We start from the raw sequence: 10,389 nt of genomic DNA, 5'->3' as shown, positions 1-10,389 counted from the left end.
GCCCGGGCGCGCGCCGCCGACCGCGATGCGGCGGTAGCCGCCGGGCACCTCGTCGAACTTGACGGTGTCCGCCGCACGTACGACGACGTGGCTCACGCCACCGCGCCGCACCCGGTCCGTCAGGTCCGCCGGCCCGAGGAGCGGCGTCGCCGGGATGACCACGGCCCGCAGCTTCATGGCGGCGAGCATCGTCTCCCACAGCTCCTGCTGGTTGCCGAGCATCACCAGCAGCCGGTCACCGGGGCCTACCCCGAGCGAGCGCAGCCAGCACGCGACCTGCGCGGAGCGGGCGGACATCGCGGCGAAGCTGATGCGCGTCTCCGCGCCGTCCTCCTCGACGATGTGCAGCGCCGTCCGCTGGTTGCCGTCGGCGAGCGGGTCGAACCAGTCGAGTGCCCAGTTGAACTGCTCGGGGCGCGGCCACACGAACTTGTCGCAGGCCGTCTGATAGTCGTCCCGGTGTCGTAGCAGGAAATCCCGGGCCGCCCGGAACTCCGCCGTCGCGTCGCTGATAACCATGGCCTCACCCTCACATCGTCGTGAGCAAGCCGGATCGCACAACACCTCACCACAGCGCGAGTCCCGGCGGAACCCCCCGTACGGCGGGCCGGGAGGGGCGCGAAGCTGACGCGCGGGCCCGTACGAACGTTCCCTCCCCCCGCCCCTCCCGGCCGGCGACCCGCGCGGGTTCAGCCGTCCAACAGGCGCTGCCAGTCGCGCCGCACGAGCGGTCCGCCCGGCGAGTCGAGCCGGCCGCCCGCCCGGCGTAGTGTCTCCACCGCCGCGCCGACGTCCGCGTTCTCGCCCGGCCGGGCAGCCGTCGCGGTGAGCAGCGGCCAGAGGTCGGAACCCAGGTAGCCGCGCTCGTCCGCGCCCGCCCGCAGGGTCGCCGTGCAACTGTGCGGCACGATGCCGTGCGCGTCGGCGAGCCGCGCCACGGCGCCCCGCGTCGACGGGCCGAACACGCCGTCGGTCGGCACGTCGGAGAACCCGCGCGCCCGGAGGAGATGCTGTGCCGCCCGTACCCGCGGCCCGGTGTCGTTCGGCCGCAACAGCGGCCATTTCAGCGGGAGTTCGAGCGGACCGCGCTGTCCCATCGCCTTTGCCACGGCTCGGCGGAGTTCGTCCAGCCTGCCGTACAGCACCTCGCCCGGGCACTCGGTCGAGTTGAAGTCCCGGTGCCCCATGATGCTTTCCGCCGGGCGCCCGTAGCGCGTGGCGATCCAGGCGACGAGCGCCACCAGCGAGTGCCAGAGCGCGGGCGGTACGTCCACGGTGACGTACAGGCCCTCGTTCTCGATGCCGACGACCTCGCTGTTGCGGCCGCCGACGTTCGCCCCGACGACGTGCCGCCCGCCGTCGTGCACGACCTCCAGACTGCGGTGCCGCCCCTCGAGCACGTAGCCGCCACGGCTGTTGGTGAACTGCTGGCCCGAGTCGATCCACCCGTTGGTGTCCATGTGGAAGCGCTGGATGCTGCGGCAGACGCGCATGGCGTGTTCCAGCGAGTAGTCCTCGCTGTTGCCGGGCTCGGCGGTGTGGTGGACGACGAGGTAACGCGGCACCCGGTCCAGCACGTCGATCTCACCGGACGGCGGCCGCGCGCCCCACTCCGCCGTCCCGTACACGCGCGGCGCGGGCACGGTCTTCCGTCGCCCACCGGTCGCCGTCGCCGCGTCGGCCGTGGTCGGCCAGGCGGCCGCCACGCCGCCGCCGACGGCTGCCGCGCCGAGCCCGAGAATCCCGGCGTTCCGCAGCAGCGCCCGCCGGTCGAACGAAGGTGATGCGGTCACGTTCCCTCCCTGGCCTGAGGATCAAGAAACGAACCCGAACCCCCGACGGTCACGCCTGCTAGGCCCGTCAGGTGACGTCAGTGCCGGTCACGGCGAGGAAGCACTCGAACCCCTGCGCGCGGATTGACTGCTCACCAACAACAATGCCCACCAACTGACCCGTCCGAATCGGGTCGGGAGGCAGGCGACGAATCAGGACGCGGCCGAGCCGCCGTAGGGCCCTTCCGGGCCGCACTCTCAGCGCCGTGCCCGGCGGCGTGTGACGAGGGTGAAGACGAGCACGGCGGCTGTCGCTGCGAAGCCGGTGGCGAGGGCCTCGCCGACGAACAGGCCCATCTCGGGCCGCAGCTTGTCGAGGAGCGCGAACAGCGTGATCGCGCCTGCGAGACTCGCCGCGAGGGCGGCGGGCCAGTCGCGGCGCTCCCAGTGCCACTGCGCGAGCACGGAGACGACGACGACGGCGACTGGGAAACCCGGCTCGTCGAACACCGCGGAGACGGCGGCGTACACCACGCCGGTGACCAGCCAGGAGCCCGCGATCACAAGCGCCGCCTCCGCCCAGGAGACCGGCTGGACGCGGGACGGGCGGAGGCGCACGGGCCGCAGTCGCGGTTCCCGTCTTGTCCGGGTGGTTCTGATGCGCTGGTACACCAGTGGATTCTCACATGGCCGGCGTTCCCGCCTTCCTGGTGCCCGCCCGCCCGTGCGGAGCGGCACGGGATTCTCCTCGGCTTCTGGCGCGACTCACCACCTACTGCGAGAACGCGTAGGTGCGGACGGGGTCGAGGTGCAGTTCGTAGGGGCCGAAGCAGTCGGCAGCGAGAGTCGCCACCGGGGCCCCGCAGGGGCAGGCTCGGTTCAGTCCCTCGTCGCCTGTCGGTCCGCAGCACCCGTTGCTGTTCCTGCCGTCGGGTAGCTGCCGGAGGTCGGCATCGTCGGGGTGAACCAGCACGGTGTCTCTGGTGCCCGCCGAGATGACAAAACCCTCCTCGCGGCAGACCAGAGGTCCGCGCCCCTGAGCCGGCCTCGGGTTCTCCTGGTCGTTCTGTACGACGTAGGGAGGCCCCCAGGGATCGTGGTCGATCGCGTAGTGGCCACGCGGGATCGTGGACGGAGCCAGGCGCGTCGCCTGGTCCCGGTCGTGCCAGTCATCCGAGACACCGGGGACGAGGGGAATCTCGGTCAGCTCCGAAGTGATCGCGGTGCCGCATCGCGAACAGAGGAAGACGGTCATTCTCCTCTTCTAGCTCTCACGTCTGTTGTCGCGCATCCTCGTTACGCGGACAGCGACGCGGCACGTGGCGTACGCGCTCGCGACCGCCGCCCCTCGCGACGAGAACACGGCTGCGGCCGTGGGGACTTCACGCGTGGGCTTCGCCGAGGTGGCGGCGGAGGAGGACGTTGCAGTCTGTTTCCGCGCTGTGGTCACGGCGCTCGCGCGCCGAATGGCGCTGCCGGGCGAGGTCAGCGCACTGAGCGCAGCCGGGGCGCGGCTGCGGCGCCGCGAGGTGGGCGGTCGGAAGCGGACGGTTCATCGGAGGGCTCCGGATCGTCGTTCATGTCGCCGGGAGAGGGAGCTGTCGGGGCGGGGACGGGCGGTGGTTCTTCGGCACACCAAGCCGGCTCCCTGCCCGCCGGCGTGGAAGGGCGGGCAGGGAGCAGCCCCGCCACCGCGGGCGTCGACGCGGAGCCCGTGGCGGCGTGAGGAGAACCTAGCGATAGCTACATATCCGTATCAACCGTTTGACTCTCTTGGGTGAATCCGTCGGATGTCAGAGCTGGGTGGTGACGCACGCCGGCCCCTCGCTGGAGGGCGAGGGGCCGCTGCTGGGGCGGGTGTCCGTCAGGCCAGGTCGTCGAACTCCCCGTTGCGGACTCCCTGGAGGAACGCGCGCAGCTTGGGCCGCGTCGTCCGGATGATGTGCTCGGGCTCGTCGCTCTCCCGGAGGAGGATCACGTCACCCTGGGTCGCGACCTCAAGGCAGTTCCCCTCGGAGTCCGTCGAGAACGAGGATTTGCGCCACTTGATGCTCTCCGCTGCTTCCACGCCGTCATGCTCCTTGTGCGATCTGCTGAATGAAGTCCCGGGACTTCCTGGGGCTGAGGGACTTCTCCTGGGTTCGGTCCAAGACCGCCCGGTAGTTGGCGAGGCGTGTCTCCGCGTCGAGGAACGCCGGGCCGTGCGGGGTGTCGGTCTGTACGGTGTCGAGCTGCGGCACCTCGCCGTGGGCGTACAGCGTCGAACTTCCCGCGTTCGGGAAGCCGCCCACGTCGAACGGGATGACTCGGACCGTCACATTGTCCCGCTCGGACTGCTTCAGTAGGTAGCCGAGCTGCGCCTGGGCGACCTTCCGGCTCCCGAAGGTCATGCGCAGTGCGGCCTCGTGGATCAGGAAGGTGCACTGCGGCGGATCGGGCCGGTCGAGGACGTCACGTCGCCGCAGTCGATGGGAGAGGCGCCGCCGGAGGGTCGCGCCGTTGAGTGGCGGCACCGCCTCCTGGAACACCGCGTGCGCGTACTCCTCGGTCTGAAGAAGTCCGGGGATGTGCATGATCTGCACGGCCCGGAGCGCGCGAGCGTGGTGTTCGAGCTCGGCCAGGTCGAGGGCGCCTGCGGAGAGCTGGTCGCGGTAGTCGTCCCACCAGCCTTTCCCGCGCTCCTCCGCCATGCGGACCAGGGCGTCCACGTAGCTCTCGTCCGGGCATCCGTAGAGGCCGGCCCATGTCCGCACGCGCTCGCCGCTCACGCCGAAACGTCCGGACTCGGTGTTGCTGATGCTCGTCCGGTCCGTGCTCAACAGCGCGGCGGCGTCCACAAGTGTGAGCCCGGCGTGCTCCCGGATCTTTCGCAGCTCCGAGCCGAGCCGTCGCTGCCGCGCGGTCGGCGCCTTCCTGGGTGGCATGGGGTCCCCTTCTGTCGCGTCACAGTCTGGCCGCTGTCCCGGCGGTGGTCTAGCTGTCCCACTATTGAGTGAAGTGAGTATCAACAGTGATACGTCTCGGCTATGGTCGAAGGCGTATCGCGCTGGGTCTGTAAGTCCGAAGTGCAGCCGTTGGGCGCGCCGTTGAGGCGTGCCCGCCCGGGAGCGGCCAACGCCACGCGTGGCTGGGCGCGATCTCAGGACCACGTTGAGAGGGGAAGAGATGGCCAGAGCCGCACTTGCCGATCCGCCGCCCGGAGCCCCGCCGCCCGGGCCGGGCGCCTGCTACCGCCTCACGGCGCCGAGCCTGAGGACCACGCCGAAGATCGCCCGTGAGTGGGTCGCCGTCCTCCTGGGCGTCGCCGGGCTCGCCCGTCTTGCCGACCGGGCGATGCTCTGCACCTCGGAACTGGTGACCAACGCGCACCGGCACGGACGGTCGGTGCTGATCACCGTGGAGGTGGCCCTGCTGCCGGACGCGGTGACCGTCCAGGTGCGGGACGACAACCCGCAGGGGCTTCCCAGCGTGGTCACCGCCGTCCGTGACTGCGACCCGTGGGAGGAGGGCGGTCGCGGGCTGCACCTGGTCGACTGCCTGGCCGACTCGTGGGACCACGCGAGGACCGGGCCCGGCACGAAGGTCGTGTGGTTCACGCTTCGTGACCGCCGGTAGCGGCGGCCCCGTCTCGGGCCGGTCGGCGGGCGGCGTCGCCGGTCCGGGCGGGGTTGTCAGTGGTCGGGTCTAGCTTCTGGGGAGTGGGTTCGGCGGGAACGTGCCGGGCCCAACTCGGGGAGGGGTTTGCCCATGTCGCTGTTGAGGTCCACGGAGTCCGCCGAGACGTCCACGACGTATCTGGAGCTGTCGCAGGAGGGCGGTGGCGCGCACAAGTTCTACGAGGTGACCGTCTCCGGGACGGTGGTGACGATCCGTTACGGGCGGATCGGGGCGGCCGGGCAGACGTCGGTGTCGACGTTCCCGACGGCGGAGAAGGCGCGGGCGGCGGCCGCGAAGAAGGTGGGGGAGAAGGTCCGCAAGGGGTACGCCCCGGCGGTGCCGGGTGAGCGCGCGCCGCGCGCGGTGACGCGGCGGCAGGTGGCGTCCGCGCCGTCGACGGCGCGAGCCGTGGCGCCGGTGCTGTGGCGCTTCCGCACGGGGTCCTCCGCGTTCGGCATCCACGTGGACGACGACCGCTGTTGGGTCGGCAACCAGGCCGGGGACGTCTACACCCTCGACCACGAGGGCGGCGTGCTCGCCCACTTCAACCTCCCGGACGGCGTCAAGTGCCTGGTGGCGGACGACTTCTGGATCTACGCGGGCTGCGACGACGGCCGGGTCTACGACCTCTCCTCGAAGCTGCCGTTCGCGGCGTACGACATCGCGGCGAACGTCGACATCTTCTGGCTGGACATCCACGAGGGCGTGCTGGACGTCTCGGACCGCGAGGGCCGGCTGACGGTCATCGACCACGAGGACGAGCACCAGTGGTCGCGCGGCAGCCAGGGCGACCACGCGTGGATGGTTCGCGCCGACGACAAGGCGGTCTACCACGGCCACAGCCGGGGCGTGACGGCCTACGCGCCGGACGGCGGGCGCGAGTTGTGGCACACCCGCACCAAGGGCCCGGTCCTGTTCGGCTGGCAGGAGGACACCGCCGTCTACGCGGGCACCGCGCACCGCGCCGTGCAGCGGCTGGACAAGCGGAGCGGTGGTGTCGAGGCCACGTACGGCTGCGACGCGTCGGTCTACTCGTGCGCCACGTCGCCCGGCGGACGGTACGTCTTCGCGGGGGACGCGGCGTCGTCCGTCTACTGCTTCGACTGGGACGGCACGCGGCTGTGGAAGCTCGGTACGGGCGGCGGCTCGGCGCTGTCGATGCAGTACCACGACGAGCGCCTGTACCTGGTGACCACGGACGGCTCGCTGGTGTGCGTGGACGCGAGCGAGGCCGCCGTCGAGGCCGCGCAGCAGGGCACGGTCCCGGTCGCGCGGGACGTGAAGCTGGCGGCGACGCTGCCGACGTACCAGCCGGCGACGACGGCCACGGCGGTCACCGCCGTCGCGGAGGCACCGGCCGGGTCGGTGGTCGTGGAGTGCGTCCAGCAGGGCGGCCGGATGCGGGTCCACGTGGTGTCGGAGGGCTACGACCGGTCGTGGAACGTGCAGTTCCCGCGCGCGATACGCGAGCCGGGCGCCCGGTACGTCGTGGACGCGCTGCACCCGGCGGCCGGCGGCTTCTACCGCGTCCGGGGGGACATCCGCCGACTGCTGTAGGCCGCACGGCGACGCGCGGGCGGCCTGGGAACACCCGCTCGGAAACAAGAAGAGCGAGGAGATCTGCTCCTCGCCACTCTCAACATATAGCGCATGGGGGGCCTTGCGGCAAGGCCCGGGGGGTGGCGCAGAATGCTCGCTCCGGGCCAGAAACCTGCCGAGATGGCGCCTATGCGAAGCCTGTGGTCGTTTGTCGTCGCGCGGCACGCAAGGGGGCGGTCGACCGGCCGGGCGCACGTCGTACGGGGGGCGGCGACACGGCGGCGTCGTCACGGCGGCGGGGGCGCGGCCCGCGCGGCGGACGACCGCCGCTCGGGCGCGGGGAGCTGGCCGTTCAACCGGTGTTTCGAGTGGGGGTTTCCGAATGTTCGACGTGATCGTCGCCGGCTGCGGGCCGACCGGCCTGATGCTGGCCGCCGAGCTGCGGCTGCACGGCGTGCGGGTGGTGGTGCTGGAGAAGGACGCGCGGCGGAGCGGGCAGGTGCGGGCGCTGGGCCTGCACGCGCGCAGCGTCGAGGTGCTGGACCAGCGGGGGCTGCTCGACGGGTTCCTCGCCCTCGGGAAGCGGTACGCGGTCGGCGGGTTCTTCGCCGGTATCGACAAGCCGTGGCCCGAGGGCATGGACACCGCGCACCCGTACGTCCTGGGCATCCCGCAGAACGTCACCGAGCGGCTGCTGGAGGAGCACGCCGTGCGTGCAGGTGTGGAGATCCGGCGCGGCCGCGAGGTGGTCGGTCTGGAGCAGGACGAGCACGGGGTGACCGTGGAGCTGGCCCGGGTGGAGACGCCTGGCGGGGGTGAGGAGGGCTCGCGGCTGCGGGCGCGCTACCTCGTCGGGTGCGACGGCGGACGCAGCACGGTCCGCAAGCTGCTCGGCGTCGGCTTCCCGGGGGAGCCGGCCAGGAACGAGTGGCTGCTCGGCGAGGTGGAGGTGGCCGTCTCGCGGGAGACGCTGGACTCGGCGATGGCGGAGGCGTCCAAGAAGCACGGGCGCTTCGGCACGATGCCGCTCGACGACGGCGGGTACCGCTTCATCGTGCCCGCCGCCGAGGTGGCCGAGGACCGTGCCGTGCCGCCCACCTTCGAAGAACTGACGTCACGCGTACGCGAGTTGACCGGGGTCGACCTGGGGTTGCACTCGCCGCGCTGGATCTCCCGGTTCGGCGACGCCACCCGGCTCGCCGACCGCTACCGCGTCGGCCGGGTGCTGCTCGCCGGCGACTCGGCGCACGTCCACCCGCCGACCGGCGGGCAGGGACTGAGTCTCGGCATGCAGGACGCCTTCAACCTGGGCTGGAAGCTCGCCGCGCGGATCGCCGGCTGGGCACCGACGGGCCTGCTGGACAGCTACGAGTCCGAACGGCGTCCGGTCGCCTCCGACGTGCTGGACCTGACCCGGGCGCAGACGCAGCTGCTGCTCTCCGACCCCGGCTCCCTCGCGGTGCGCCGCCTGGTGTCGGAGCTGATGGACATCGAGGAGGTGAACCGCCATCTGATCGAGAGGATCTCCGGGTTCACGATCCGCTACGACTTCGGCGAGGGGCACGAACTGCTCGGCCGGCGACTGCGGGACGTGACGCTGGAGAAGCGGGGGCGTCTGTACGAGCTGACGCGCGGCGGGCGCGGGCTGCTGCTCGACCAGACCGGGCGGTTGTCGGTGGACGGCTGGGCGGACCGGGTCGACCAGGTCGTGGACGTCAGCGGCGAGCTGGCCGTGCCCGCCGTGCTGCTGCGGCCGGACGGGCACGTGGCGTGGGTCGGCGACGACCAGGAGGACCTGCGCGCCCACCTCCCCGACTGGTTCGGCTCCGAGTCCGCCGCCGGCGGCTGAGCGGTAACCCGGCGGCCCGCCGGCTCGCCGGCGCTCGCTGGGCGCTCAGTGGGCCTGGGGCTGGGCCGGCGGCTGAGCCTCGTCGGCGGGCGCCGCGCGCCCGGCGTCGGCGTCCCCGTCACCCTTGTTGCCGCTTGATCCGCCGCTCGCGGCGCTCGGCGCGGGGCTCGACGCCGTCGGCGGCAGGGAGCGCAGCAGCGTGCCGTAGCCGAGGGCGGCGAGCGTGCCGACGACGGCAAGCGCGCCCCACAGCGCGTTCGCGCCCCACTGGTCGATGACCGCGCCGCCGGCCAGCGGCGCGGACAGCGCGGCCAGGGACCAGGACAGGGTGAACATGCCCTGGTAGCGCCCGCGTCCGTGGGTCGGGGAGAGCCGCACGACCAGGCCCATCTGGGTCGGCGAGTTGATGATCTCGCCGAGGGTCCAGACGCAGATGGCCAGCATGTAGAGGCCGACGGTGTCGGTGAAGGCCATCGCGCCGAAGCCGTAGCCGACGAGGAGGGAGGAGACCACCAACAGCCGCGCGGGGTCGCGGTGTTCGATGAGCCGGGTGATGGGGATCTGGAGGAGGACGATGATCACGCCGTTGACGGCGATCGCCATGCCGAAGTCGGAGCTGGAGAGCCCCTGGTTCGCCATGGCGATGGGGAGGGAGACGTACGCCTGGGTGAAGATGGTCGCGATGAGGAAGCTCAGCCCGGTGACGGCCATGAACCGCCCGTCGCGCAGCACGGTCAGCATCGACACGTCGGTGCTCTTCTTCGAACCGGTCTCCGAGCCGGCCTTCGGCCCGACGGGCTCCTCCGGCCGCTCCGGCCGGGACTCGGGGAGCTTGACGAAGATGAGCACGGCGCAGGTCATGGTCAGCGCGGCCTCGCCGAGGAACAGCCACAGGTAGCCGTGTTCGGCGATGAGGCCGGCCGCCGCGGCGGAGACCGCGAAGCCCATGTTGATCGCCCAGTAGTTGAGGGCGAAGGCGCGGATGCGGTCCTTCGGGGCGACGATGTCGGCCATCATCGCCTGCACCGCGGGCCGTGAGCCGTTGCTGCACATGCCGACGATCGCGGCGACGGCCGCGATCGCCACCGGGTGTTCGACGAAGCCGAGCGCGGCGACGGAGAGGGCGGTGCCGGACTGGGAGAGCAGCAGGGTGGGGCGGCGTCCGAGCCGGTCGGTGAGCACGCCGGCGCCGATGGCGGCGACCGCGCCGCCGGCGCCGTAGAGGGCGGCGACAAGCCCGGCGTAGGTCGCGGAGTGGCCGCGTTCCGCGGTGAGGTACATCGCCAGGAAGGTGGCGACGAACGCGCCGAGCCGGTTGACGAGTGTCGACGTCCACAGCCACCAGAACTGCCGGGGCAGTCCCGACACGCTCTCCCGGCTGGCGTGGACGAACCTGCGGAGCGGCGGTGGTGCGGGCACGACGACTCCCCCGAGCGTGTAAGCGGTGACCTGGTACGACGCAACTTACGGGCGGCTCGGGCGCGACCGCCACTCAATTGACGGTCCCCGTCAAACGGCGCCCGCCTCGGCGGGGTGCGGTCGCGGGACGAGGTGGGAGAGGAGGTCGGGAGG

Annotated in this window: 10 protein-coding genes; 3 read left to right on the top strand and 7 right to left on the bottom strand. The window is 71.9% G+C overall.

Annotation, left to right across the window (positions count from 1 at the left end; all coding sequences use genetic code 11):
• The 6 genes from GL263_RS13810 to GL263_RS13785 form a co-directional block, all read right to left on the bottom strand.
• A partial coding sequence (locus GL263_RS13810; protein WP_182855983.1) for an AMP-binding protein occupies positions 1 to 519 on the bottom strand: 519 nt, incomplete at its 3' end.
• A gap of 170 nt (positions 520 to 689) precedes the next feature.
• Entirely contained in the window at positions 690 to 1,793 is a 1,104-nt protein-coding gene (locus GL263_RS13805; protein ID WP_182855982.1) for a peptidoglycan recognition protein family protein, read from the bottom strand.
• A gap of 237 nt (positions 1,794 to 2,030) precedes the next feature.
• Positions 2,031 to 2,444 carry a hypothetical protein gene (locus GL263_RS13800; protein ID WP_323379386.1) on the bottom strand — a complete coding sequence of 138 codons (414 nt, stop codon included), beginning with the start codon at positions 2,442 to 2,444 and terminating at the stop codon, positions 2,031 to 2,033.
• A gap of 100 nt (positions 2,445 to 2,544) precedes the next feature.
• Positions 2,545 to 3,027 carry a hypothetical protein gene (locus GL263_RS13795; protein WP_182855981.1) on the bottom strand — a complete coding sequence of 161 codons (483 nt, stop codon included), beginning with the start codon at positions 3,025 to 3,027 and terminating at the stop codon, positions 2,545 to 2,547.
• Between the two features lie 609 nt (positions 3,028 to 3,636).
• Positions 3,637 to 3,840, bottom strand: a complete 204-nt coding sequence (locus tag GL263_RS13790) for a DUF397 domain-containing protein (protein WP_323379385.1) — start codon at positions 3,838 to 3,840, stop codon at positions 3,637 to 3,639.
• Positions 3,841 to 3,844: 4 nt separating this feature from the next.
• Entirely contained in the window at positions 3,845 to 4,696 is an 852-nt protein-coding gene (locus GL263_RS13785) for a Scr1 family TA system antitoxin-like transcriptional regulator (RefSeq protein WP_182855980.1), read from the bottom strand.
• A 241-nt stretch (positions 4,697 to 4,937) separates the two neighbouring features.
• On the opposite strand from GL263_RS13785, the gene GL263_RS13780 reads away from it, so the two are divergent.
• The 3 genes from GL263_RS13780 to rox all read left to right on the top strand — a co-directional run bounded on the left by GL263_RS13780 (position 4,938) and on the right by rox (position 8,817).
• Positions 4,938 to 5,387, top strand: a complete 450-nt coding sequence (locus GL263_RS13780) for an ATP-binding protein (RefSeq protein WP_182855979.1) — start codon at positions 4,938 to 4,940, stop codon at positions 5,385 to 5,387.
• A 132-nt stretch (positions 5,388 to 5,519) separates the two neighbouring features.
• A complete protein-coding gene (locus GL263_RS13775) occupies positions 5,520 to 6,986 on the top strand; it encodes a WGR domain-containing protein (RefSeq protein WP_182855978.1) in 1,467 nt (488 codons plus the stop codon).
• Between the two features lie 364 nt (positions 6,987 to 7,350).
• Complete coding sequence (gene rox / locus GL263_RS13770) at positions 7,351 to 8,817, top strand: rifampin monooxygenase (protein ID WP_182855977.1); 1,467 nt, start codon at positions 7,351 to 7,353, stop codon at positions 8,815 to 8,817.
• Between the two features lie 45 nt (positions 8,818 to 8,862).
• On the opposite strand, the gene GL263_RS13765 is transcribed toward rox, so the two are convergent.
• On the bottom strand, positions 8,863 to 10,236 hold the full coding sequence (locus GL263_RS13765) for an MDR family MFS transporter (protein ID WP_182855976.1): 1,374 nt from the start codon (positions 10,234 to 10,236) through the stop codon (positions 8,863 to 8,865).
• Positions 10,237 to 10,389: the final 153 nt, after the last annotated feature.

The sequence above is a fragment of the Streptomyces durbertensis genome, from assembly GCF_014156695.1.
Classification (GTDB): Bacteria; Actinomycetota; Actinomycetes; order Streptomycetales; family Streptomycetaceae; genus Streptomyces; species Streptomyces durbertensis.
This window is presented reverse-complemented; position numbering and strand designations above follow the sequence as displayed.

What these genes read in the sequence shown, in the direction of transcription:
- GL263_RS13795 (WP_182855981.1), bottom strand. Translation starts at nt 3,027, where the DNA reads ATGACCGTCTTCCTCTGTTCGCGATGCGGCACCGCGATCACTTCGGAG.
- GL263_RS13785 (WP_182855980.1), bottom strand. Translation starts at nt 4,696, where the DNA reads ATGCCACCCAGGAAGGCGCCGACCGCGCGGCAGCGACGGCTCGGCTCG.
- GL263_RS13780 (WP_182855979.1), top strand. Translation starts at nt 4,938, where the DNA reads ATGGCCAGAGCCGCACTTGCCGATCCGCCGCCCGGAGCCCCGCCGCCC.
- GL263_RS13775 (WP_182855978.1), top strand. Translation starts at nt 5,520, where the DNA reads ATGTCGCTGTTGAGGTCCACGGAGTCCGCCGAGACGTCCACGACGTAT.
- rox (WP_182855977.1), top strand. Translation starts at nt 7,351, where the DNA reads ATGTTCGACGTGATCGTCGCCGGCTGCGGGCCGACCGGCCTGATGCTG.